This window comes from Bradyrhizobium algeriense, from assembly GCF_003062295.1.
Lineage (GTDB): Bacteria > Pseudomonadota > Alphaproteobacteria > Rhizobiales > Xanthobacteraceae > Bradyrhizobium > Bradyrhizobium algeriense.
In genome coordinates this window covers 453,370-477,045 of sequence record NZ_PYCN01000001.1, presented here as the reverse complement: position 1 = coordinate 477,045, position 23,676 = coordinate 453,370, and the positions used below count along the sequence as shown (strand labels likewise).

Sequence of the window (23,676 nt, the reverse complement as noted above, 5' to 3'; positions counted from 1 at the left end):
GCCTGGCCCGGCCGTTGCGACGTGCGAATGACCTCAGAGCGTCTTGAGATATTCGATCAGCGCCTTTCGATCGTCCGCCGACAGCGCCGGCCCGATCACGCCCTTGATTTCCTTGTCCTTGTTGTAGTCCTGCCTGAATTCGTGGCCTCTGTTCGAGTTGCCGCGAATGGAGGTGTCGAATTCAAACCCGTTGTCGATCTTGTCGAACTTGTAACCGAGGTTCACGGGATCGTATTCGCGGTTGCCGAGATAGAATTTCTTCGGACGGTCTTCGGGCGGGCCCAGCAGGGCCTCGACGGTCGGAACCGAGCCGTTGTGAAGATAGGGCGGGGTCGCCCAGACACCGTTGAGCGGGCGAACCTTGTAGGCCAGTTCGCCGCGAAGCTCGTTCGGCATATAGCCGTCGATCCGCTTCCGCTCGGCGGGGCCCACCGGCGGCTTTTTCTGGTCGAAGACGTGATTGACGGTTTTCTCGACCACCTCGCCGAGCGCGAATGCGAAGCTGCTGCTTTTGATGCCGAGATTGGCAGGAACGGATACCGTCCGATTGATCATGTCGGCGGCCTGCGCGGGGTCGGTCCCGATATGCGAGATCGGAACGTTCTCGACCTTCAGGATAGGTTCACCGGCCTCGTTCTTCGTCCACCAGTCCTTGTTGTTGAAATCGTAGAACGCTTCGCTCGTCACTGGCGGGCGGTGGCATTCCTGGCAATGGGTCTTGTAGAGTTCGGCACCCTTGTCGGCCAGCTTCTGATCGATCGGCGGCAGAATATCGGCCGGCCATTTCGGAGATCTCAGGCCCGGAAAACCATCCTTGGCGTTCGGCTGCGTGTCGCCCTTGATCATCTGCTCCATCTTGAACAGCGCATCCACGTCCACGCTCGATTTATACAGTCCCTTCGACGGCTCGGTCAGATTGAGCTCCGCCGACACGCCGAGCGACTCGCCGGCGTTGCGCACCATCGGCTGCATGATGGAGCCGTTATACTGCACCCAGTCGAACCACGGCGTGTTCCAGATCCGCGGGTAATGCACCGGCGAGGAGGAGCCGGCGTAGTTTTCCGGCTTCTTCAGGTCGATTGAAAACACCTGGTTGCCGATCCGGTTGAGGGCGTCCAGCCGTCCGTAACCTTCCACGATACTCTGGGCGGCGACGCGCTCTTCCAGGTTCTTGACCTGCTTGTACTGATTGAGAGTCTGCTCGAGCTGGTTCTTCAGCGTTTCGCGGTCGTCGAGCGTGGCGTCCGGTCCCAGGATGCGCTCGGCGAAGCGGTCGAACCGGCCGGGCCAGTAGCGCGTCAGCAAGAGCGAGATGCCCATGCCCTGCTTCATCGCGAGGAGATTGGTGAGCGCCGGTCCGCCGTCGATGACGACGGCGGTGTCCTTGTAGGTGAAGCTGCCGGTGTGGCAGGCCGCGCAGGTCAGGCCGACACCGATCATCTCCTTCTTGGTGCGCGGGTTACGCCATACCGCGCCCGTCGGATCGAGCATCGGGGTGCCTTTCGCGAACCCGATCGGAAGCGCCTCCTTGCCAGGGATGATGGTATCCGCGATGAAGCCATAGCGGTCGAGATAGGCGGTGTCGCTGAAGAGACCGACCTTGGTGAACGGCAGCCACGAAATTGTCGGCTGCTCCAGTGCCATGAACCACTCATAGGGGAAGCCGAAGGTCCGCGTTCCCTGGTCGGCGTGATAGAACCAGCTCAGTTTGTCCTTAGCGATACCTTGGTCGAGCCAGACGGTTTTCTTCGGCGTGGGATGCTCCACGATCTTCACATGCAGATCTTGCCAGAGCTTGGCGATATCGTCCTTGAAGGCGGCATAACCGCCGACGATCGCCAGCACGATCACAATTGTCGCAATCCTCTTGCCACGCATGGCCTGCCCCTTTTCAAAACCGCGTCGATTGCGCGCAATATCGGTCTATTATCAAAAAACGCCGGAAGGCGAATCACCCTCGGCGTGCGGTTGAATATGATGCCATCTTATAGTGGCGCTACAGGTCTGTCCATAAATCCGATTCCTCGGGCCGGGACGCGGTCGGCTGGGTCATCGCTCGCCCGGCTTTTTCCAGTATAGAGTCCCGATCGTGCAGCAGAGTGTCGGATAGATCACATGAAGGCAGCCGAGGCGGAATTGCTCCGAATTGAGATTGGGCCCAATGAGGCGGTCTCCGGGTTGGTGATGCGGCCGCCGCAGGCGCGCGCGTGTTACGTGTTCGCGCACGGCGCCGGTGCAGGCATGACTCATGCGTCGATGGAAACGGTTGCGGGTGGCCTGGCCGGGCGCGGCATTGCGACGCTGCGTTATCAATTTCCCTACATGGAAAAAGGCAGCAAGCGGCCCGATGCGCCCAAGGTCGCACACGCCGCGGTGCGGGCGGCGGTGACGGAAGCCGCGCGACGCTGTCCCGCGCTGCCGCTGATCGCGGGTGGCCGATCATTCGGCGGACGAATGACGTCGCAGGCGCAAGCGCTTTCTTCCCTGCCCGGCGTGCGAGGGTTGGCGTTTCTCGGTTTTCCGCTGCATCCGGCCGGAAAGCCTTCCAGCGATCGGGCCAAGCATCTCGCCGATGTCAAAATCCCGATGCTGTTCCTGCAAGGCACGCGCGATGCGCTGGCGGAATTGAATCTGCTCGAGCCTGTCGTCAAAGGCCTTGGATCGCGCGCGACGCTGCATTTGCTTGATGGCGCCGATCATTCCTTCCATGTGCTGAAGAGTTCGGGGCGGAATGATCGCGAGGTGATGGATGAGGCGCTGGATGCGTTTGCGGCGTGGGTGGATGGGATTATCTGATAGCTCTCAGACGTCGTCCCTGCGAACGCAGGGACCCATAACCACAGCAGTTCATTGTTGAAGTATGCCGTCTCCCCTTGTGCCCTTTCCACAAGGCCGCGGCGTATGGGTCCCTGCGTTCGCAGGAACGACGGGGATAGAGTTGCGCTTCGTCCCATCCCGGTTACGATGCACTCATGGCAAAAATCCTGATCGTCAATCCGAACACGACTACCTCGATGACCGAAACCATCGGCGCCGCCGCGCGCGCCGTCGCCGCGCCCGGTACCGAAATATCCGCCGTGACGTCGACGATGGGGCCCGTCTCGATCGAGGGCTACTATGACGAGGCCTTCGCCGTTCCCGGGCTGATCCAGGCGTTCATGAATGCGCCTGATGCCGATGCCGGCATCGTCGCCTGTTTCGACGACACCGGCCTCGACGCCGCCCGCACCGCCGCGCCTTTTCCGGTGGTCGGCATTTGCGAAGCGGCGCTGGTGACGGCTGGCCAGATTGCCAAGCGGATCGCCGTCGTCACCACGCTGCCGCGCTCGATCGTGCCGCTCGAGGAGCTGGTGCGCCGCTACGGCTTTGCCGAAAGGGCGCAGGTCACCGCCTGTGACGTCGCGGTGCTCGATCTCGACAAGCCCGGCTCGGGTGCGGAAGCGAAGCTGGAAGCCGAGATTGCCCGCGCGCTCGACAAGGGTGCGGAAGCGATCGTGCTGGGCTGCGCGGGCATGGCCGATCTTGCGCAGAAACTGTCGCGGAAATTTGACGTGCCCGTCGTCGATGGCGTGGCGGCCGCGGTGAAGCAGGCTGAGGCGCTGGCTGGACTCAAGCTCACGACGTCCAGGCGTGGCTCTTACGCGTCACCCGGCGCGAAAAAATACGACGGCATATTGGCGTCGTTCGCGCCAAAAGCCTCAGGCTGATTGCGGCGCGCCATAGATCTTGTCGCGCAGCCTGCGCATGCCGGTGAGCCAGCGGTCGCGGCTGGAGGCCTTGCGCTGCATGTATTCGGCGACTTGCGGGTGCGATAAAATGAGGAAGCGTTCTTCCTCCATCGCCTCCATCACCATGCGCGCCACTTCCGGCGGCTGCAGCACGCCGTCGACCCTTGCGGCGCTGGGGCCGGGCGTCGTCATGCCGGTTTGCACCGATTGCGGGCAGAGCACGGACACGCGGATGCCTTGATCGCCATATTGAATGGCGAGATGTTCGGCGAGCGCGACCGCGGCGTTCTTGGTGACCCCGTAAGGCATCGAGTTCAGCGACGCCAGCAGGCCTGCCGCGGACGCGGTGTTGAGGAGATAGCCGGAGCGGCGCGCGAGCATGCCCGGCACCAGCGCACGCGCCGCGAACACATGGCTCATGACGTGGACACGCCAGCTCACGTCCCAATCGGCATCGGAGGCGGTCTCTTGTCCCTTGCGCGAGAGGCCGGCGTTGGAAAAGAACACGTCGACCGGCCCGTACTTGTCTTCGGCCGCGGCGATCAGCGCCTTGATGTCTTCCTCCAGCCCGACGTCGGCCGTGATCGGCAAGCCGTCGATGTCGCCAGCGACCTTTGCCAGTCTGTCGCGCGAGGTCTTGAGGTCGGCGATGACGACGCCGTGCGCACCGGCCTCCGCATAGGCGCGCGCCACCGCCTCGCCGATGCCGCTCGCAGCTCCCGTGACGACACAAACCTTGCCTTTGACATGCATGTTCGGTTCCCACCTGGTTTCTTTTTCTTGGATAGGGTCGAGAGTGATACGACGCGCGCTGCGCGGTCAATGCCGGCGATCAATTTTTTGCAAGCACGCGCGCGCCGCTGGCGTCCGCTTCGCCAGCGTGCGATGACGGCCGCGCGGGGCAATCAGGATCGGGAGAATTGTCGGATGCTCGAAATGCGGGATGAGTTGGCTGTGACGGCGCCGCTTGCGGGCGCTCCGAAGTGGACGAGCGAGGCGGCCTGGTCGCTCTACCGGTTGCCGTTCAACGATCTGCTGTTCGAGGCGCAATCGATTCACCGCCGGCAATTCGATCCCAACCGCGTGCAGCTCAGCAAGCTGCTCAATATCAAGACCGGCGGATGCCCGGAAGATTGCGGCTATTGCAGCCAGTCCTCGCATCATTCGACGGGGCTTGCCGCCTCGAAGCTGATGGACGTCGAAAAGGTCGTCGCCGAGGCACGCAAAGCGCGAGACGGCGGCGCAACGCGCTACTGCATGGGCGCGGCGTGGCGCAATCCGAAGCCGAGAGACATGGATGCCATCGTTGAAATGGTCGGCGCGGTGAAAGCGCTCGGGCTCGAGACCTGCATGACGCTGGGCATGCTGGACCGCGATCAGTCGGACCGCCTCGGCGCGGCAGGGCTCGACTACTACAATCACAATATCGATACGTCGGAGCGCTATTACCCGCAGGTGACCTCGACGCGAACGTTTGCCGATCGTCTCGACACGCTGGAGAATGTCCGGCAATCCGGCATGAAAGTGTGTTGCGGCGGCATTCTCGGCATGGGCGAGGAAGAAACCGACCGCGTCGAAATGCTGGTCACGCTTGCGAACCTCGCCGAGCCGCCGGAAAGCGTTCCGATCAACATGCTGATTCCGATCGCCGGCACGCCGCTCGCCGAGGCGGCGCCGATAGCGCCCATTGAGTTTGTCCGGATCGTTGCGCTGGCGCGCATCATGATGCCGAAATCATATGTCCGCCTGTCGGCGGGCCGCTCGGCCATGACCGACGAGATGCAGGCGCTCTGCTTCTTTGCGGGAGCGAATTCGATCTTCGTCGGCGATACCTTGTTGACGGCCGGCAATCCGGAGGACGAGGCCGACCGAAAACTGTTCAAGCGGCTGGGACTGCAGCCGATCTGACCGGGCCTGGAACAGCAGGGCTTTCAGCCCTGATAGAGCCCCTTGTCGCGCGCCTGGCGGATGGCGAGCGCCGCCATCATGTCGAGCATCGGCGTCGCAAGTCCTGCGGCGCGCGCGAACGCGGCCGGCGCGCGGACCAGCACGTCGATCTCCATGGCGCGGCCGAGTTCGTAATCCTGCAGGATCGAAGGCTTGTGGTCCGGCGCGGGGCCGGAGCGCGTGACGCGCCTGACTTCGGGGAAGCAGCTCTGCGCCACGCTGTTGGCCTCGTCGAGCAGGCGCGGCACGATTTCGGCGAGATCAGGATCGTCGCGGACGGCGCGCGCGGTCTGTCCGGTCAACAGGCACAGCACCGACATCGACATGTTGGTCAGGAGCTTTGACCAGATCGTCTCACGGATCTCGGCGATGTCGGGCGATTCGATCGCGGCGCCGTTGAGCGCCGCACGCAGCCGCGCGACCCGCTCGCTCCGGCGATCGTCGCATTCGCCGATCAGGAGCCGGTTACGCTCGGGCGAAAGGTTCGCAACCACGCCGGGAGCGACGACTTCGTTGGACGAGAATACCACACCGCCGACGATAAGCTGTTTTGGAATGGCGGCACGCAAGCGTCCACCGGGATCGAGGAAGGCCAGATCCGGTACCGGCGGATGCCCTGGCGAGAGCCCAATATCGTACCACCAGGGAACGCCGTTCTGCGCGAACACCACGGCGGTATCTTCGCCGAGCAGGGGTTGGAGGCCGGAGGCAAGGCTCGGCAGCCCGGTCGCCTTCAATGTGCAAATGACGACATCCTGCTGGCCCAACGCGGCCGGATCGCTCGATGCGCGCACCTTCGCCTTGAACTCGCCATTTCCAACACGCAGCGTCAGCCCGTTGGCTTTCACGGCATCCAGATGCGCACCCCGCATCACGCAGGAAACGTCATGGCCTGCCAGTGCGAGCCGCACCGCAAAATGGCTGCCGACGGCGCCCGCACCGAAAACGCAAATCCGCATGGGTGGAAATCCTGCCGGGAGGGGATGATCGTTGCTAGTTTTCACAAGCCGTGATCGGGCGCAACCGGTCTGCCGCACAGGGCGGGTTGCGGAAGGCGCGGCCATGGCGTCGCCGGGAACCCTGCCGTTCAGTCAGCGTTCATCCATGTGCCGCCAAGCTCGCGGCATAGCGGCACTGGGACGTGCGACCATGATGGGACGTACCATGTCAAAGATCGCACTGGGAATTGCCGCCATTGTCTTCGCAACAGCGCTGTCGGTAGCGGACTTTGCGATCGCGAAAGGTGGTCATGGAGGCGGCCATGGCGGTGGTCGCGGCGGCGGTCATCATGGCGGCGGCCATCGTGGTGGTGGTCATGGCCACCATTTCGGCGGCCGGCATCATGGCGGCCATTTTCACGGCAGGGCGGCGCATCACCGCTCATTCTCCGCACATCGTTCGTTCTCCGCGCATCGCATGAATTTTGCGGGCGGCGGTCGCGCGCTGAATGCGCGCGCACTTGCCCGCAGCTACCGCCATACCGCAGCCCTGCATCGTCCCGCCATGCGGGCCAGCGTCACCGCGGGCGCGGCGCTCGCCGGATGGCAATACGGACGGTCCAGAGGCGGCGGCTGGTGGCGGCACGGCAATGGCGGCTACGGCTGGGTCGGACCGCTGTTCTGGCCGTTCGCCTATTTCGATATCTACGACTATGCGCTGTGGGGACCGCGTGTCGGCGCCCCGTTCTGGTACTACGGCTATGACGACATTTATGCCGGTCTGTTCGGACCCTATGACTATCAGGGTCTTGCGGGCTACCTGCCGCCGCGTGGTGCTCCCGGCGCCGGACCGGATCGGCTCGCGCTGTTATGCGGTGAGGACAGCCGCGAAATCGCCGGCCTGCCGATCGACCTGATCGCGCAGGCGATCGAGCCGACCGAGGTGCAACGCGCGGCCCTCGACGATCTCGCCAATGCATCGGTGATTTCGGCGCAAAAGATCAAGGCGGCGTGTCCAGCGACGGTGGCGCTGACGGCGTCCGGCCGGCTTGCCTCGATGCAGCAACGCATCGAGGCGATGATTGCTGGTGTCGCGACCGTGCAGCCGGCGCTGGACAAACTATACGGTCTGCTGAATGACGAGCAGAAAGCGCGGCTGAACGCGGTAGCCGAAGATCAGGAAAGGAAGACTGAGCGGCGCCGCAACAGATCCATTGCGCGGCCCTGCGACGTCACGCAATCCTCGAGCTTGCAATGGCCGGCCGAGGAGATCGAGGCGCGGGTGCATCCGACCGATGCGCAACGCACCGGCCTTACCGCCCTGCAGAAAGCCAGCGCAAAGGCAGCCGACATGCTGGCCACGTCGTGCCGGATTGAGGAAGCGGCCACGCCGCCGGCGCGGCTCACAGCCGTCGGCAAGCGGCTCGGCGTTATGCTGGATTCCGTCAAGCTCGTGCGCACCGCGCTCGATGATTTCTATGCGATGCTGAGCGACGAGCAGAAGGCCCAGTTCGAGGCGATCGGCCCACGGCGGACGTCATTGGCCGACAGGGCAGATATGATGCAGCGGCGCGGCCGCCGATAGGTCGGCGGCGGTGACAATGCCAGCGATCCCGGCCTATTGTCCGGCATAACAAAGATTGCCGAACAAAGGGGCCGCCGATGACTGCCAATCCGGTTTTGTGGGATCTCGACGCGCGCGGCGTCGCAACCGTCACGTTGAACCGTCCCGAGGTGAACAACGCCTATGACGCCGGGCTCATCAACGGCGTGCTCGCGGCGATGGATGAACTAGGCCAGAAGCCCAATCTCCGCGTCGTGGTGCTGAAGGGCAACGGCAAGCATTTCCAGGCCGGCGCCGACCTGAACTGGATCAACGGCGTGCGGCCGAAATCGGCGGAAGAGAACGAAAAAGTGTCGCGCGCGACGTTCGAGGCCGTGCAGCGGCTGAATACGCTGCCGATCCCCACGGTGGCGCTGGTGCAGGGCGGCTGCTTCGGCGGCGGCACCGGCGTGATCTCGGCCTGTGATGTCGTAGTCGCCGCCGACAATGCGCTGTTCTCGATTACCGAAGTGCGCTGGGGGCTGACGGCGGCCATCATCATCCCGCAACTCTGCGACGCCATCGGTGTCCGCCAGGTCCGCCGCTACGCGCTGACCGGCGAGCGTTTTCGCGCGGAGGAAGCCCGCCGGATCGGGTTGGTGCATGAGGTGGTGCCGCTGGCAGAACTGGAGGCTGCGGGCGCAAAAGTCGTGGATCAACTGCTGGCCAATGGTCCGCAAGCAATGGCCGAAACCAAGGCGCTCGCGATGGAAAGCTCGTTCGGCGGAATGGGCGTGGATGACGAGGCCTATGCGCGGCTGGTGAACTTGCATTCGGACAGGCGGCAGACCAAAGAGGCGTCGGAGGGGCTGGCGTCGTTTGCGGAGAAGCGGGCGGCGAATTGGGGACACAACGCATAGGCGTTAGGCTCTGCCACGCTCGATGACGTTTCTTGCAGGAGTATCGGATTTGCCATCAAAAAATATCGCCATTGCCGGGCTCGGGGAGATCGGCAAAACCGTGGCGCGCAAGCTGGCGCAGGGGCTGCCGGGACTTGCTCTCACGGCGATCACGACAAGGGATCGGGCGAAAGCGCAAGCATGGCTCGATCGAGAAGGTATCGCCTGTCCGCTGATCTCGCTCGATGAGCTGCCCGGGCACGCCGACCTCGTTGTCGAATGTGCACCGGCTGATATCCTCGATCAGATCTGCCGGCCGATGCTGCGCGCCGGCAAGCAGGTGATGGTGCTCAGCTCCAGTGCGCTGCTGCCCCGTCCCGATCTGATCGATCTCGCCCGGGCGCATGGCGGTCAGATCATCGTGCCGACCGGCGCCTTGATCGGCTTCGATGCGGTATCGGCTGCCGCCGAAGGTACCATCCATTCGGTTCAGATGATCACGCGCAAGCCGCCCGGCGGTCTCGCCGGCGCGCCCTATCTCGTCGAGAATGGGATCTCCATGGAGGGTCTGAAATCCGCCCTCTGCGTGTTCAAGGGCTCGGCACGCGACGCAGCCGCGGCCTTTCCCGCCAACGTCAATGTGGTGGCGGCGCTGTCGCTCGCCGGCATCGGCCCCGATCGCACGACGATCGAAATCTGGGCCGATCCGGCGGTGACGCGAAACTGTCACCAGATCAGGGTCGAGGCCGACTCGGCTTCGTTCACGATGGGAATCGAGAACATCCCATCGGAAAACCCGAAGACCGGCCGCATCACCGCGCTCTCGGTAATTGCAGCGCTGCGCAAGCTGACCTCGCCGCTGCAGGTTGGAACGTAAGCTGCTCGCGCGTCTTATAGCGCCGGCGCAAGCGCGCGTTTCAATTGCTGAAGCAGCGCCTGCACGGCTGCTGCGTTGACGCGCCGCTCGGGGATCGTCGCCTTGACCCACAAATCCGGGATTGGGAATTCGGGAAGCACCACCTGCAGCGACCCGTCGCGCAGGGCGTCGGCCGCAAGATAATGCGAAATGAAAGCAATGCCGTTTCCGGCGATCGCGCTTTTCACCAGCACGTGGCCCTCGTTCGAACTCAACAGCGGGCGTACCTGAATGGTGATGCGGCCACGCGGGCCGTCGAATATCCATTCGGGCCCGGTCGGAAGAAAGCTCAGGCAGCGGTGTTCGACCAGATCGCGCGGGTGCCGCGGCATGCCGTGCGATTTGAGATAGGCAGGCGCCGCGCACAGCAGGCGCTTGAGTGCGCACAAGGGTTCATCGACGACACCCCCGAACGAGTGCGGGAATGCGCCGATCGCCACGTCAAAACCTTCCGTGACCGGATCGACCGGCCGGTCGATCAGCATGACTTCCAGTTTCAGCCGCGGATTTTCTGTCTGGAAGGCGCTGAACACATCGGCCAGCCGGGCGATGGTCAGCGATGTCGGCGCCTTGATGCGCAGGTGATCGATCAGATCATGGTCCTTTTCGCCCATGCGCGCCAGAAGATCGCCGACATCAGCCACCACGCTGCGGGCGCGATGCACATATTGCTGTCCGGCTTCGGTCAACCGCAATTGACGGGTCGAGCGATGAAACAGCGCGATGCCGACCTGATCTTCGAGCTGGGTGACGCGCTTGGCCACCACCGAGGTCGAGACCTTTAGCTTGCGGGCGGCAGCCGAGAAGCCGGCGGCGTCGGCGGTAGCCAGGAAGGCCTGGAGATTGACGAGCGTATCCATCCACTTTTCTCGATTCGAGAAAGCTGATCGCACAATTTTCCGGATTGTAGTCCCATTCGCGTTAATTCATAGTCCTGCGAAACAAAATCATCAGGGATGGGATCGCTGCCGTGTCGGCCAAAACCATTGAAGAACCCGCACGCCAGATTCCGCTCTACGGCGAATATGAAGTCGCCGTCCTCGGTGGCGGGCCGGCGGGCATCGCGGCCGCCGTTGCCGCCGCGCGCGCCGGCCGCCGCACGCTGCTGATCGAGCGCTACGGCTTTCTCGGCGGGATGGGCACGGCCGCGGGGGTGACGAATTTCTGCGGGCTGCATGCCAATGTTCATGGCGAGATGCATCGGGTGGTGCAGGGCATCGCCTCCGATTTGCTCGCGCGGATCGACCGGCTCGATGGGCTCAACGCGCCACACCTGATCCTCGGCAAAATTTTCGCGCAGGCCTATGACACCGCGGCCTACAAGATTGCCGCGGATGATCTGCTGGCCGCGCACAAGGTCGACATCCTTTTTCACGCGCTGGGCGCCGGCGTGGTGATGCAGGACGAGAAGCGCATCAACGTGCTGATGGTCGAGACCAAAGCGGGCCGTCAGGCGGTGCGCGCCGGCATCTTCATCGACTGCTCGGGCGACGGCGATCTTGCGGCCTGGGCGGGCGCGCCGTTTGAAGTCGGCGACAATGCCGGCAGCATGCTCTATCCCTCGATGATGTTTCGCCTCAACGGCATCGATCCCGAGAAGGCCGGTGATGCCTGGCGGATGATCCCGGCGTTGATGGAAAAGGCCGAGGCCGCGGGCGCGCATCGGTTTCCACGCAAGACCGCGATCGTGCGGCCGCAGCGGTCGGCGATCGAATGGCGGGTGAATTTCACCCAGCTTGCCCGCGAGGACGGCACGGCCGTCAGCGGGATCGAGCCCGACCAGATGACGCGTGGCGAGATCGAGGGCCGGCGGCAGGCGCTGCAGGCGTTCGAATTCCTGCGCACGGTGCCCGGCTTCGAAAAATCCTACATCGTCGACCTGCCGCCGCAGCTCGGCATCCGCGAGACGCGGCGCGTGATCGGCGGCTATATGCTATCGGGCGAGGACGTGCTCGGCTGCGCCTCGTTCGACGACTCCATCGGCGTCAATGGCTGGCCGATGGAGCAGCATGTCGCGGGAGATGTGACCTTCACGTTTCCGCCGATCCCGGAATCCCGCGGCTTCAACGAATTGCCGTATCGCATGCTGGTGCCCGAGGGCATAGACAATCTCCTGGTGGCGGGACGCTGCGCCTCGATGACCCACGAGGGCCAGTCGGCGGCGCGGGTCTCCGGCGCCTGTTTTGCGATGGGGGAGGCGGCCGGCGCGGCGGCTGCGCTGGCGCTGTCGGGCAACACGATTCCACGCGACATTGCGGTTGAAAAGTTGCAACAAAGCCTGAAACAACAGGGCGCATTCATCGGGCGGGACCAGAACGTGCCCGAGGGGTTATAAAAGAGTTACGGAGGAGGCGGGATGACGAAGTTTGCACGGCTCGCGCTGGCGGGTCTGTTGGCCATTGCGGCAAGCGGGATCGCGCGGGCCGATGACGCACAAAAGGCGAAAATCGGTGTGCTCCGGCTGTCGTCGTCGGCGCCGGTGTTCATTGCGCAGGATAAGGGCTATTTCCGCGAGGCCGGCCTCGATATCGAACTGAAATTCTTCGACGCGGCACAGCCGATCGCGGTGGCGACGACGTCGGGCGATGTCGATTTCGGCATCACCGCGTTTACCGCCGGGCTCTACAATCTCGCCGGCAAGGGCACATTGAAAGTGATCGGCGGCATGAGCCGCGAGAAGGCCGGCTATCCGCTGATCGGCTACTTCGCCAGCAACAACGCCTATGCGGCCGGCCTGAAGACACCAAAGGACCTGGCGGGCAAGCGCATCGCGGTGACGCAGGTCGGCTCCAGCTTTCATTATTCGCTGGGGCTACTCGCCGACAAATACGGCTTCAAGCTCGCGGACGTGAAAGTGCTGCCGCTGCAGTCTTTGTCCAATGCCGCGGCCGCGCTCAAGGGCGAAACCGTCGATGCGGCATTGCTGCCGATCTCGACCGCGCGGGCGCTGGTGGATTCCGGCGGAGCAAAGCTTCTCGGCTGGGTCGGCGACGAGACACCGTGGCAACTCGGCGCGGTGTTCGCCTCGCCGAAGACACTGACCAACAAGGCGATGGTGACCAAGCTGCTCGCCGCGCTTGTGCGCGCCGACCGCGAATATCACGACGTGATCCTGGCGTCGGTGAAGGATGGCAAGGCGGACATCAACGACAAGACAAAGCCGTTGCTGGAAATCATCGCAAAATACACCAATTTGCCGGTGGAGCAGGTGGTCGGCAATTGCGCCTATATCGACCCCGACGGCAAGCTCGACGTCAAGAACGTCGACAATCAGATCGCGTGGCTGCAGGAGCAGGGCTTTGTCGACAAGGGGTTTGCGGCGGACGCGATCATCGCGAAGGAATATGTGAAGGCGGATTGATGGGGTTCTTACCTCTCCCGCTTGCGGGGGAGGTCGGATCGCATCGCAAGATGCGATCCGGGTGGAGGAAACTCTATCCATACGAACAGTGTGACTCGCGGCGGCACCCCCACCCCAGCCCTCCCCCGCAAGCGGGAGAGGGAGCGCAGCGGAGCAAGGCTCGAAAGACAAAATGGACCTGATCGCTGATCATATCTGCCACCGCTTCGGCGGCCTCGACGTGCTCGACCACGTGTCGTTCACCGTTGCCTCCGGCGAGGTGGTCGCGATCGTGGGACCCTCCGGTTGCGGCAAGAGCACGCTGCTGTCGATCCTGGGCGGGCTGCTGCGCCCGAGCGAGGGAAAAGCAGAGCTGCGCGGTGCACCGCCGGCGGACAGCCTCAATCCGCTGACCTTCGTGTTCCAGGATTTCGCGCTGCTGCCGTGGTGCACGGTGGAAGCGAACGTCGAATTTCCGCTTGCCCATACCGCACTCGATGCCGCCACGCGCCGCGCCGTCGTCGATGACGCGCTGAAGCGCACGGGCCTGTCCGATTTCCGCGGCGCTTATCCAAAGCAATTGTCCGGCGGCATGCGCCAGCGCGTCGGCATTGCCCGCGCGCTCGCGGTGCGGCCGGCGATTCTCCTGATGGACGAGCCATTGTCGGCGCTGGATTCGCAAACCCGCGAATTGCTGATGGAGGATTTCATCCGCCTGCTCGCCGACGGTGCGATGGGCGCGGTCTATGTCACACATAATCTGGAGGAGGCGGTGCGGCTCGCCGACCGCATCGTGGTGCTGTCGCGCCGGCCCGGCCGCGTCAGGGAGATCGTCGAAATCCCGATGACGCGCGCCGAGCGCGGTGCGATCGATGCGCGCGGCAAGTTGCTGGCGCTGCAGAACGATCTGTGGTCGCTGATCCGCGAGGAGGCGATCGATGCCGAGCGCGAGGTGCAGCATGCTTGAGCGCGCGCCGCAGGACGATCGCGCAACCGAAGCCCGGCCGGTCGCATTTCGCGGCGCCGGTTTTGTGCCGAGGGCGGGGCGCACCTCCGGCTGGATGGCGCTCGCGCTGGTGATTGCGATCTGGCAGCTCGCCGGCAGCGCCGGCTGGGTCAACCCGCTGTTCCTGCCGGCGCCTTCGGCCATTGCAGTTGCGATCTACAAGCTCGCGATGTCAGGGGCGCTCTGGCAGCACGTTTCGGCTTCGGTGATCCGAATAGGCAGCGGCTGGGTTCTCGGCACCGTGGCCGGGGTGATCGTTGGCTTTGCGATCGGGCTCTCGACGCTGGCGCGCGGTGTCGGCATCACCTTCATCTCGGCGCTGTTTCCGATTCCCAAAATCGCGCTGCTGCCGCTGTTGATCCTCTGGCTCGGGATCGGCGAGGAGCCGAAGATCGCGACCATTGCGCTCGGCGTATTCTTCTCCACCGCGATCTCGGTCTATAGCGGCGTCGATGCGGTGCCGCGCAACCTGATCCGGATGGCGCAGAGCTTTAACGTGCCGTTCCATGCCATCGTGTGGCGCGTGATCTGGCCGGGGGCGCTGCCATCGATCCTCGCGGGATTCCGTATCACGGCTTCCGTCGCGTTGTTGCTCGTCGTCAGCGCCGAAATGATCGGCGCCCAGTTCGGCATCGGCGCCTTCGTGCTGCAGGCCGGCAATCTGATGCAGACCGATCAGCTCTTGGCCGGCGTCGTGATCCTGTCGCTGTTCGGGCTGGCGGTGGGGAAGGCGATCAACGTGCTGGAAGCGAGGCTGCTGCACTGGCGGTGAAGCACGCGAGCAACGTCCCTCCGCGTCATTGCGAGGAGCGAAGCGACGAAGCAATCCATACTTCGCTTGCGGCAAGATGGATTGCTTCGCTTCGCTCGCAATGACGGCGGAGAGTTCGTCGTATCACCTCACGCATTCCCGCGATCTTCGCGGAACAGATCGAGCTTCTGCTGCACCGGACGGTCGGAGAACGAGAACAGCACCGCGTCGGTGTCGGCCTCGTGCGTGACCCAGTGCCAGCTCGGCACCACGAACAGGTCGCGCGCGCCCCACTCGAAAATCTGGTCGCCGATCCGTGTGCGGCCCTTGCCCTCGATCGCGGCGAACACGGTGGCGTCGGTCGCGCGATAGCGCGCGGTCTTGAAGCCCTTCGGCAATAGCTGGATGAAGGTGCCGATCGTCGGCATCGCGAAATCGCCGGTCTCGGGATTGGAGAATTTCAGCTTCAGCCCGTGACAGGCGTCCCACTCGTTGCGCGTCTTGGCCAGTTCCAGTGCCTCGCGGGTGTAGCTGTAGGGATAGTTGAAGATCGGCGAGGTCTTGGACTTTCGCTTCTCGTCGACCGGCAGCAGATTGTGGCCGTAGCGCGCAAAGCTGTCGCCGGCGGGTTTTGAGATCTTCTGCTGGTCCTCGTTCGAGCCTTCGGCAAAGGAGGCATCGAAGAATTGCACCATCGGGATATCGAGCCCGTCGAGCCAGAACATCGGCTCGGACGTTTCGTTGGAATGGTCGTGCCAGGTCATCGAGGGCGTGATGACGAAATCGCCGGGCTCCATCGCGGTGCGCTCACCGTCGACAGTGGTATGGGCGCCCTTGCCTTCGAGCACGAAGCGCAGCGCCGACTGGCTGTGCCGATGGGCGGGAGCGACGTCGCCCGGGACCACCATCTGCACGCCGGCAAACAGCGATGTCGTGACCTTCGACTGGCCGCGCAGGCCGGGATTCTCCAGCACCAGCACCCGCCGCTCGGCTTCCTTGGCGGTGATCAGCCTGCCGGCTTCGGTCATGTAATCGCGGATCGAATCGAACTTCCACAGATGCGGCCGGCAGGCGCTTCGCGGTTCCGGCGTGACGAGATCGCCCAGCACGTTCCACAGCGCGGAGAGATTCTCGCCGTCGATCTTCTTGTAGAACGCCTCGCGTTCCGGGGTCTTCTGCACGGCTTCCATGGTCAAGCCTCCCGTCATTTTTGTATCGTCTATGGATTGACAGTATACTTACAATATGGGTAGCGTCAATGACAGGCCGCGAGGCAAACGATAAAATCCGAGGGAGGTTCCGATGAAGCTGCATGGCTATTTCCGCAGCAGCGCGGCATACCGGGTCAGGATCGCGCTCAACCTCAAGGGGTTGTCGACCGAGCACCTGCCGCACCACCTTCGCAAGGGCGAACAGATTGCGCCCGCCTATCTTGCCATCAACCCGCAGGGGCTGGTGCCGACGCTGGAAGACGGCACCGGTGTCGTGCTGACCCAATCGCTCGCCATCATCGAATGGCTGGACGAAACCCATCCCAATCCACCGCTACTGCCAAAGGATCCGCTGCGCCGCGCCAAGGTGCGCGCGTTCGCCATGGCGCTCGCCTGCGATACGCATCCCGTGCAGAATCTCAAGGTTCTGGCGCGTTTGCGCCAGCTCGGCCTGCCCGAGGAGAAGGTGACAGAATGGGCTGCGTGGGCCAACCGCGAGGGACTATCCGCCTGCGAAACGCTGGTGGCGGGCGAGGCTGGCCCGTTCTGTTTCGGCGACAAGCCCACGGTTGCCGACCTTTGCCTGATCCCGCAGCTTGGGAATGCGCGGCGCTTCGGCGTCGACGTCGCCGCCTTTCCACGCCTGCTCGAGGCAGAAGCCGCGGCAAAGCAAATGAAGGCGTTCGCAGATGCCGCGCCGGACAGGCAGCCCGATGCCGAGTAAGCCATCACCCATCACGATGGACGCGGTCTATACGGCGCCCGGCTACCTGTTCCGCCGGATGCAGCAGATCGCGGTCTCGATCTTTGTCGAAGAGTGTAACGCCTTCGACCTGACGCCGGTGCAATATGCGGCGCTGGTGGCGATCCACACCCATCCCGGCATCGACGCCACCCGCCTGTCGGCGGTGATTGCGTTCGACCGTTCCACGCTCGGCAACGTGATCGAGCGGCTGGAAAGCAAGGCCTTGATCGAGCGCAAGCCCTCGCGCGAGGACAAGCGCGTCAAACTGCTCCATCTGACCAAATCTGGCGCGGCGGTGCTGCGTGACATCATGCCGTCGGTGGAACACGCGCAGCTAAGGATGCTGCAGCCGCTGAAGCCCGCGGACCGCAAGACCCTGCTGGCGCTATTGACGCAACTCGTCGATCTCAACAACGAGGCCTCGCGCGTGCCGCTGCGCGCCGAAGACGCGCTCGAGCATCTGGGAAAGTCGAGCTGATGGATACGCGGCCGGTTCTCATTGCAGGCGGCGGCATCGGCGGGCTCGCGGTGGCACTTGGTCTGGCGCAAAAAGGCATCCGCTCGATCCTGCTGGAAAAGGCCTCGCAACTCGGCGAGATCGGCGCCGGCATCCAGCTCGGGCCCAACGCGTTTCACGCCTTCGACTATCTCGGCGTCGGCGAGGCTGCACGAAGCATGGCCGTCTATATCGACCAGCTCCGGCTGATGGATGCGCTGACTGCCGAGGAAATCACCCATGTCGATCTGGGCGAAGCGTTTCGCTCGCGCTTCCGCAATCCCTATGCGGTGGTGCATCGCGGCGATCTGCACGGTGTTTTTCTGCGCGCGTGCCAGAATCACGAGTTGATCGAGTTGCGCGTTAGCAGCGAAGTCGTCGGTTACGATCAGGATGGGTCGTCGGTGACGGCGCGGCTGGCGAATGGAGAGCGCGTCACGGGCCGGCTGTTGATCGGCGCCGACGGGCTGTGGTCGAATGTCCGCAAGCAGGTTGTCGCGGACGGGCCGCCGCGGGTTTCCGGTCACACGACCTACCGCTCGGTGATCCCGACCGAGCAAATGCCGGAAGATTTGCGGTGGAACGCGGCGACGCTGTGGGCCGGGCCGAAATGCCACATCGTGCATTATCCGCTGTCGGGCTGGAAGGTGTTCAACCTCGTCGTCACCTATCACAACGACGCGCCGGAGCCGGTCGCCGGCAAGCCCGTGTCGGACGAAGAGGTCATGCAGGGCTTCGGGCACATCCATCCGCGTGCGCAGGAGATCATCCATCACGGCAAGAACTGGCGGCTGTGGGTGCTGTGCGACCGTGATCCGGTCGAGCGCTGGATCGACGGCCGCGTCGCGCTGCTCGGCGACGCCGCGCATCCGATGCTGCAATATTTCGCGCAAGGCGCCTGTCAGGCGATGGAGGACGCCGTGTGCCTCTCGCACATGCTGGCGCAGCATGACGATTATGCCACGGCGCTGGAAGCCTATCGCGCGCAGCGGTTTCTGCGCACCGCAAAGGTGCAACTGATGTCCCGCGCCATCGGCGAGCACATCTATCACCCCGCCGGCGGACATGCCCGGCTGCGTAACGAGATCATGAGCGCGAAGACGTCGGAGGAGTGGTACGGCGATCTGGCGTGGCTGTATGGCGGCACGGGGCTGGCGGGGTAGGGCAGCGTACTCCGCTGTCGTCCCTGCGCACGCAGGGACCCATAACCACAGGCTTTCGTTGTGTAATACGGTGCTAGCTACCGCACTTCATCGATAGATCACGCGGTATGGGTCCCTGCGTTCGCAGGGACGACACCGAGTTTGTTGAAGCAGCGCACTACATCTTCATCAATGCCTGACGATCGATCTTGCCCGTGCCGGTCTTCGGCAATTCGCCGATGAACGTGATCTCGCGCGGATATTTGTAAGGCAGCAATTTTTCCTTGACGTAGTCCTGCAGCTTCTTCGTGGCTTTGTTCGGATCGAACTCGCCCTTGTTCATCACCACCACCGCCTTCAGCGTCATGCGTCGATCCGGCAGCTCTGCGGCGAAGACAGCGCATTCCCTGATATCGGGATGCTCGGCAAGGCAAAGCTCGACTTCCAGCGGGTAGACCCATTGGCCTGATATCTTGATCAGGTCGTCGGCGCGGCCGCGGAAAAAATGGAAGCCGTCGGCATCGCGCAGGAAGCGGTCGCCGGTGTAGATCCAGCCCCCTTCACGAATGGTCTCCGCCGATTTGTCGGGTCGGTTCCAGTATATTGGCGTGTTGGAATCGCCGCGCACCCACAAAATGCCTTCCTCATTGTCGCCGACCTCGCGGCCGTCCTTGTCCTTCAGGAGGATTTCGTAGCCGGGAACGCGCAGGCCCGCCGCGCCGAGCTTTTTCTTCTCGGGGCGGTTGGAGAGATAGATGTGCAGCACTTCGGTCGAGCCGAGTCCCTCGATGATCTCGAGCCCCGTCAGCGCCTTCCAGCCGTTGAAGACTTCCGCCGACAGCACCTCGGCGGCCGACAGCGCCATTCGAAGCGACGAGAAGTCGATTCCGGCCGCGCCTTCGGCCTTGGTCAGCGAAGTATAGAGCGTCGGCAATCCGTAGAACACCGACGGCCGGTATTTTCCGATCGCCTCGAAGATCGCAGCCGGCTTCGGCTGGCCGGGCAGCAGCAGCGTCGCCGCACCGACCGAGAACGGGAAGGTGATGGCGTTGCCAAAGCCGTAGGCGAAGAAAATCTTAGGCACCGAGAAACAGATGTCATCGGGCGTAAGCTTGAGCACGTTGCGCGCGAACGCCTGCTCGCTGTAGGCCATGTCGTGCTGCAGATGCACGATGCCCTTGGGACGACCGGTCGAGCCGGATGAATACATCCAGAACGCCATGTCGTCGCGTCTGGTGTCGGCTTCCGGCAGATCAGTGGAGAATCCCTGCAGCCATTGCTGCGCAATCAGGGCTTTCGGCACGGCGTGTTCGCCTGCCGCGCCATTGACCACGACCAGGGTTTGCAGCGGCGTGTCCTTGCAGGCCTCCGCGTTGAACCGCGAGGTAAACTCGGCCTCTGCGACCGCCACCGCCGCGCCGGCGTCCGAAAGGTAGAATTGCAGCAAATCCGGCGGCGTCAGCGTATTGATCAATAACGGCACGAAGCCGGAGCGCACCGCGCCGAAAAACGCCGCAGGATAGGCCGGCGTGTCGTCGAGGAACATCAGGATGCGGTCGCCGCGCTTCAGGCCCAGCGACTTGAAGCCGTGCCCCCATTGTGAAGCCTCGGCGCACAGCTGCGCATAGGTGCGCGTGCCGCCGGGGCCGGTCAGTGCCAGCCGGTCGCCGCGGCCGGCCGAGAGATTGTCGAACAGGATGTGGCTGGCGTTATAATTTTCCGGAATCGCAAAGCCGATCTCGCGCGCGCCCGGATTGTCGCGGGGGACCAAATCGAAAATTGCTGACGTCATGTTTGGCTCCCGATCTTCTTTTCCGCCTCGTAGCGCGCCATGAATTCCGGCGACATCGCGCGCAGCCGCGCGTCGGCGATCCGCCCGGAACGGGTGATGTAACTGTAGGCAAAATCCATCAGGTCGAGCTTCATGTGTTCCGGGAAGTGTTCATACCAGTCGGCGCTGGTGCGCGCCGCCGTCACCAGCTTCTGCACGATCGGCTTGCGTTCGGCCTGGTAGCGGGCGAGGCCTGCGGGAATCTCCGTCTCGGCCTCCAGCGCCTTGGTCAGCGCGATCGCGTCCTCGATGGCGAGCCGGGTACCCGAGCCGATCGAGAAATGCGCGGTATGCAGGGCGTCGCCGATCAGCACCATGTTGCCGTGCGACCAGTTCTCGTTCCAGATCCAGGGAAAATTGCGCCACACCGATTTGTTCGAAACCAGCGCATGGCCATCCAGCGTGTCGGCAAAGATCTCCTCGCAGATCGCCTGCGACTGCTCGATGGTCTTGCGCTCGAAGCCGTAGGCCTGCCAAGTCGCCGCGTCGCATTCGACCAGGAACGTGCTCATGGAGGGCGAATAGCGATAGTGGTGGGCGTTGAATGAGCCGAGACCGGTCTTCACAAACGTCTGCGACAGCGTGGCAAAGCGCATGCTGGTGCCGTACCAGGCGAACTTGTTGGTCGCGTGCGAAACCGAGGCGCCGAATTCCTTCTCAAAGCCGCGGCGCACCAGCGAGTTCAGCCCGTCGGCAGCGACGATCAGGTCGTACCCCCCGAGTTCGTCCATTGACTGGATCGTCGTGTTGTATCGCGCCGTGATTCCCGCCGCGCGCACGCGCTGCTGCAGGATGGTCAGCAGCTCCAGCCGGCCGATCGAGGAGAAGCCAATGCCGTCGATCTCGACGCTTTGCCCACGCAGATTGAGCGTGATGTTCTTCCAGCTCTCCATCCGCGGCGTGATGGCGTCGACGGTCTCGGGATCGTCGGCGCGCAGAAATTCCAGCGCCTGTTCGGAGAACACCACGCCAAACCCCCAGGTCGCACCTTCGGGGTTCTGCTCGAACAGGTCGATATGTGCGTCCGGATGACGCCGCTTCCAGAGATACGCGAAGTAGAGGCCGCCGGGGCCTCCGCCGATGACGGCGATACGCACGTCTTCCTCCCAATCGACAGTATACTGATTAATTTGGCCCGGAGACTAATCCGCGCCGGAAATTTGCGCTACCAAAAAATAACAGGGGGAACGGAAACTGGCGTCCGGTCCCGCTCGCGGCGCCAATGCTCCGTTTCGCCTGCCCGGTTCTGTCCGCGAACGGTTGTGCGCTATGCGGTGACCGGCTTGTCCTCGACGGAGACGCCCGCGGTTCAGCCGCAGCGGCGAACCTTCACGCCGTTCACCCACACGGTCCTGCAGACCACGGCAGGCTTGCGGACGACGACTGCGCCGCGGGCTCCGGCGCAGCCGGCGCGATAGACGCCGCGGGCACAGACCACCGCGTTGGCCTCGGTGGCTTCAAACGTCATGGTGGCGGAAAAGGACAGCACGGCGGCTGCCATCAGCAGAAGGGAACGCATGTTGGTCTCCCGGACTGGTACTGGTTGATGTTCAGGTCTTGAAAGTTTCCTTTTGAAAGCCTTCTTCGGAAGGTTCTGCGGATGCCTGTCGCGACGTGCTCGCACGCCGATCTCGCTTCGGTTGCTGGCCGCCACGAACGCCGGCCGTCCTCGGACTATCCGCAAACCAGGCAGGCGGCGTTCTTGCTTCCCGATCGCGGACCCGCTGTAGTGAAGCTCTCATTCATCGTTGCAATGAAAATCAAGGAAAACCCATGGCGGAGGTCAGAGCCAAATGGCTGGCGTTCTATTCCGAACATGTCGAGCCGGTCTCCAAGGAAATATTTTCTCACGTCGAGAAGTTGATCATCGGGACGTTGATCGTATCGGCCGGCGCCCATGTATCGAGCAGTGAGCCGGCGATCGTGCTGTTCGGCTATCTGCGCCATGGTCTCATCGGCCGCGGCGTCATGTTGTTCGGCGTCATTCTCCTGCTGCTGAACTTCGTCGACGGTCTCTACAAGCTCGCAAAGGTCAATTGGCATATTGCGTACCAAACCGTGATGGCGATCCTTTATGTCTCGCTGTCGATACGGCTCATTCAGCTCATCCTCGCCTTCCGCGGCGGCGAGTGACCGGCGGTCCCCCAAATCAATGAAGGACTGCCGCAGGGGTGTGTGATTAACGCGCCGCGAACTGGGACAGCACGTCCTTGCAGGCCGGCGAAAGCTGCGCGGCATTGGTCGCCAGACACCGCACGATCCGGCCGCCGCCAGGCTGCACGCCGCCGCAGATCGTGCGGACGTCGGCGCCGCAGGCTGATCGCAGCACGAACAGTTCTTCGCGCGGCCGCATCGGCCGCAGCACGATCACGGCCGGCGCCGCCGGTGCAGCGGCAGCCGACGCGCCTGCAGGAGCCGCGCCTGCCGCGGGTGCCGCCGCTGCTGCTCCACCGCCGCTGGCGGCGGAAACGGCCTTCTCGCAACCGGCCGAGAGTTTCGTCTTGTTTTTTTCCAGGCATTGCATGGCCGGCGCGCCGCCGGTCGGCACGCCCGCGCAGACCTTCGGATAATCGGAGCGGCATGCGCTGCGGACGGCGGAAATCTGTGCGCTGGTCGGCTGTGCGGCTGCGGGCGCTGCTGTGGCCTTTGGCTCGGCTGGTTTCGCCGGCGCCGTCGTTGCAGCCGCGGGAGCAGCGGCTTTCGGCGCTGCAGTCTCGGCCGGCTTGGCGGGCGCAGCCACCGGCGTTTCCACGGCGCGCACTGCGCCCTGGCAGCTCGATGAGAGGCTCGACATGTTCTTCTGCAGGCATTGCAGCGAGGCCTCGCCGCCCGGCGGCACGCTGGAGCAATGCGCGATGTAATCGGAGCGGCACTGCGATTTGATGGCGTCGCGTTGCGCCTGGCTCGGGGCTTGCGCGAAAGCCGGCGCTGCGGTTGCCAGTATCGCGGCAACCGAAAGCCACGGCGCAAGCTTCGTCGCACGTTTCCACGTGTTGATCATTTGAATAAATCCTTTTGTCGTCGCAGGAAGCCGCCGCTTCAACCGCAGTAAAATTTCGTCGTAAAAATTCTAACGGCCGGCATCATTTTCGCTTTCCGGTTTCACTGCAAGCGGATTGTTGCTATTTTCATGGGGTGGCGCCGAACGCCGATTTCTGAATAGACATTTTTCTGAACAACCCA

At 63.5% G+C, this 23,676-nt stretch carries 24 protein-coding genes; 15 read left to right on the top strand and 9 right to left on the bottom strand.

Going from position 1 to position 23,676, the window contains the following annotated elements; all coding sequences use genetic code 11:
• Positions 1 to 33 precede the first annotated feature (33 nt).
• The gene (locus C7G61_RS02295; RefSeq protein WP_108512428.1) at positions 34 to 1,878 is read right to left on the bottom strand and encodes a di-heme-cytochrome C peroxidase; all 1,845 of its coding nucleotides are present in this window, start codon (positions 1,876 to 1,878) and stop codon (positions 34 to 36) included.
• A 237-nt stretch (positions 1,879 to 2,115) separates the two neighbouring features.
• Here C7G61_RS02295 and C7G61_RS02290 point away from each other — a divergent pair, with 237 nt between their 5' ends.
• Both C7G61_RS02290 and C7G61_RS02285 read left to right on the top strand, forming a co-directional pair.
• A complete protein-coding gene (locus C7G61_RS02290) occupies positions 2,116 to 2,796 on the top strand; it encodes an alpha/beta hydrolase family protein (RefSeq protein WP_108512427.1) in 681 nt (226 codons plus the stop codon).
• 176 nt (positions 2,797 to 2,972) lie between these two features.
• Positions 2,973 to 3,707 carry an aspartate/glutamate racemase family protein gene (locus tag C7G61_RS02285; protein WP_108512426.1) on the top strand — a complete coding sequence of 245 codons (735 nt, stop codon included), beginning with the start codon at positions 2,973 to 2,975 and terminating at the stop codon, positions 3,705 to 3,707.
• Here C7G61_RS02285 and C7G61_RS02280 read toward each other — a convergent pair.
• Positions 3,699 to 4,481 carry an SDR family oxidoreductase gene (locus C7G61_RS02280; protein WP_108512425.1) on the bottom strand — a complete coding sequence of 261 codons (783 nt, stop codon included), beginning with the start codon at positions 4,479 to 4,481 and terminating at the stop codon, positions 3,699 to 3,701. The genes C7G61_RS02285 and C7G61_RS02280 overlap by 9 nt on opposite strands.
• 174 nt (positions 4,482 to 4,655) lie before the next feature.
• On the opposite strand from C7G61_RS02280, the gene bioB reads away from it, so the two are divergent.
• Complete coding sequence (gene bioB, locus C7G61_RS02275) at positions 4,656 to 5,636, top strand: biotin synthase BioB (RefSeq protein ID WP_108512809.1); 981 nt, start codon at positions 4,656 to 4,658, stop codon at positions 5,634 to 5,636.
• A gap of 23 nt (positions 5,637 to 5,659) precedes the next feature.
• Here the strand turns inward: bioB and C7G61_RS02270 are convergent, their stop codons facing one another.
• Positions 5,660 to 6,634 (bottom strand): ketopantoate reductase family protein, encoded by a 975-nt coding sequence (locus C7G61_RS02270; protein WP_108512424.1) that lies wholly within the window; start codon positions 6,632 to 6,634, stop codon positions 5,660 to 5,662.
• A 302-nt stretch (positions 6,635 to 6,936) separates the two neighbouring features.
• On the opposite strand from C7G61_RS02270, the gene C7G61_RS45840 reads away from it, so the two are divergent.
• The 4 genes from C7G61_RS45840 (at position 6,937) to C7G61_RS02255 (ending at position 9,932) form a co-directional block, all read left to right on the top strand.
• Positions 6,937 to 7,095 carry a hypothetical protein gene (locus C7G61_RS45840; protein WP_244608097.1) on the top strand — a complete coding sequence of 53 codons (159 nt, stop codon included), beginning with the start codon at positions 6,937 to 6,939 and terminating at the stop codon, positions 7,093 to 7,095.
• Positions 7,092 to 8,198, top strand: coding sequence for a Spy/CpxP family protein refolding chaperone (locus C7G61_RS02265; protein WP_244608096.1), 1,107 nt, complete (start codon positions 7,092 to 7,094; stop codon positions 8,196 to 8,198). The genes C7G61_RS45840 and C7G61_RS02265 overlap by 4 nt, the downstream gene beginning before the upstream one ends.
• A 77-nt stretch (positions 8,199 to 8,275) precedes the next feature.
• Entirely contained in the window at positions 8,276 to 9,076 is an 801-nt protein-coding gene (locus tag C7G61_RS02260; protein WP_108512422.1) for an enoyl-CoA hydratase-related protein, read from the top strand.
• Between the two features lie 22 nt (positions 9,077 to 9,098).
• On the top strand, positions 9,099 to 9,932 hold the full coding sequence (locus tag C7G61_RS02255) for an aspartate dehydrogenase (protein WP_108512421.1): 834 nt from the start codon (positions 9,099 to 9,101) through the stop codon (positions 9,930 to 9,932).
• Between the two features lie 14 nt (positions 9,933 to 9,946).
• Here the strand turns inward: C7G61_RS02255 and C7G61_RS02250 are convergent, their stop codons facing one another.
• Positions 9,947 to 10,831 carry a LysR family transcriptional regulator gene (locus C7G61_RS02250; RefSeq protein ID WP_108512420.1) on the bottom strand — a complete coding sequence of 295 codons (885 nt, stop codon included), beginning with the start codon at positions 10,829 to 10,831 and terminating at the stop codon, positions 9,947 to 9,949.
• Between the two features lie 110 nt (positions 10,832 to 10,941).
• Here C7G61_RS02250 and C7G61_RS02245 point away from each other — a divergent pair, with 110 nt between their 5' ends.
• From C7G61_RS02245 to C7G61_RS02230, 4 genes are all read left to right on the top strand, one after another.
• Complete coding sequence (locus tag C7G61_RS02245; protein ID WP_108512419.1) at positions 10,942 to 12,306, top strand: FAD-dependent oxidoreductase; 1,365 nt, start codon at positions 10,942 to 10,944, stop codon at positions 12,304 to 12,306.
• 21 nt (positions 12,307 to 12,327) lie between these two features.
• Positions 12,328 to 13,332 (top strand): ABC transporter substrate-binding protein, encoded by a 1,005-nt coding sequence (locus C7G61_RS02240; protein ID WP_108512418.1) that lies wholly within the window; start codon positions 12,328 to 12,330, stop codon positions 13,330 to 13,332.
• Positions 13,333 to 13,504: 172 nt separating this feature from the next.
• Positions 13,505 to 14,278: an ABC transporter ATP-binding protein gene (locus tag C7G61_RS02235; protein ID WP_108512417.1), complete on the top strand. Its 774-nt coding sequence runs from the start codon at positions 13,505 to 13,507 to the stop codon at positions 14,276 to 14,278.
• Positions 14,271 to 15,089, top strand: coding sequence for an ABC transporter permease (locus C7G61_RS02230; RefSeq protein ID WP_190241627.1), 819 nt, complete (start codon positions 14,271 to 14,273; stop codon positions 15,087 to 15,089). The genes C7G61_RS02235 and C7G61_RS02230 overlap by 8 nt, the downstream gene beginning before the upstream one ends.
• Before the next feature lie 128 nt (positions 15,090 to 15,217).
• On the opposite strand, the gene gtdA is transcribed toward C7G61_RS02230, so the two are convergent.
• Entirely contained in the window at positions 15,218 to 16,258 is a 1,041-nt protein-coding gene (gene gtdA / locus C7G61_RS02225) for a gentisate 1,2-dioxygenase (protein WP_108512415.1), read from the bottom strand.
• A 112-nt stretch (positions 16,259 to 16,370) separates the two neighbouring features.
• On the opposite strand from gtdA, the gene maiA reads away from it, so the two are divergent.
• The 3 genes from maiA to C7G61_RS02210 are packed head-to-tail and all read left to right on the top strand — an operon-like array spanning position 16,371 to position 18,683.
• Positions 16,371 to 17,003: a maleylacetoacetate isomerase gene (maiA, locus tag C7G61_RS02220; RefSeq protein WP_108512414.1), complete on the top strand. Its 633-nt coding sequence runs from the start codon at positions 16,371 to 16,373 to the stop codon at positions 17,001 to 17,003.
• The gene (locus C7G61_RS02215) at positions 16,993 to 17,502 is read left to right on the top strand and encodes a MarR family winged helix-turn-helix transcriptional regulator (protein ID WP_190241626.1); all 510 of its coding nucleotides are present in this window, start codon (positions 16,993 to 16,995) and stop codon (positions 17,500 to 17,502) included. The genes maiA and C7G61_RS02215 overlap by 11 nt, the downstream gene beginning before the upstream one ends.
• Positions 17,502 to 18,683 carry a 3-hydroxybenzoate 6-monooxygenase gene (locus C7G61_RS02210; protein WP_190241625.1) on the top strand — a complete coding sequence of 394 codons (1,182 nt, stop codon included), beginning with the start codon at positions 17,502 to 17,504 and terminating at the stop codon, positions 18,681 to 18,683. The genes C7G61_RS02215 and C7G61_RS02210 overlap by 1 nt, the downstream gene beginning before the upstream one ends.
• Positions 18,684 to 18,840: 157 nt before the next feature.
• Here the strand turns inward: C7G61_RS02210 and C7G61_RS02205 are convergent, their stop codons facing one another.
• The 3 genes from C7G61_RS02205 to C7G61_RS02195 all read right to left on the bottom strand — a co-directional run bounded on the left by C7G61_RS02205 (position 18,841) and on the right by C7G61_RS02195 (position 22,012).
• Positions 18,841 to 20,454, bottom strand: coding sequence for a benzoate-CoA ligase family protein (locus tag C7G61_RS02205; RefSeq protein ID WP_108512411.1), 1,614 nt, complete (start codon positions 20,452 to 20,454; stop codon positions 18,841 to 18,843).
• Positions 20,451 to 21,590, bottom strand: a complete 1,140-nt coding sequence (locus C7G61_RS02200; RefSeq protein ID WP_108512410.1) for an FAD-dependent monooxygenase — start codon at positions 21,588 to 21,590, stop codon at positions 20,451 to 20,453. Before C7G61_RS02200 ends, C7G61_RS02205 begins: the two co-directional genes overlap by 4 nt.
• Before the next feature lie 212 nt (positions 21,591 to 21,802).
• Positions 21,803 to 22,012: a hypothetical protein gene (locus C7G61_RS02195; RefSeq protein WP_108512409.1), complete on the bottom strand. Its 210-nt coding sequence runs from the start codon at positions 22,010 to 22,012 to the stop codon at positions 21,803 to 21,805.
• Positions 22,013 to 22,266: 254 nt separating this feature from the next.
• On the opposite strand from C7G61_RS02195, the gene C7G61_RS02190 reads away from it, so the two are divergent.
• Positions 22,267 to 22,626, top strand: coding sequence for a hypothetical protein (locus tag C7G61_RS02190; protein WP_108512408.1), 360 nt, complete (start codon positions 22,267 to 22,269; stop codon positions 22,624 to 22,626).
• 46 nt (positions 22,627 to 22,672) lie between these two features.
• On the opposite strand, the gene C7G61_RS02185 is transcribed toward C7G61_RS02190, so the two are convergent.
• A complete protein-coding gene (locus C7G61_RS02185) occupies positions 22,673 to 23,494 on the bottom strand; it encodes a hypothetical protein (RefSeq protein WP_108512407.1) in 822 nt (273 codons plus the stop codon).
• Between the last annotated feature and the right edge of the window lie 182 nt (positions 23,495 to 23,676).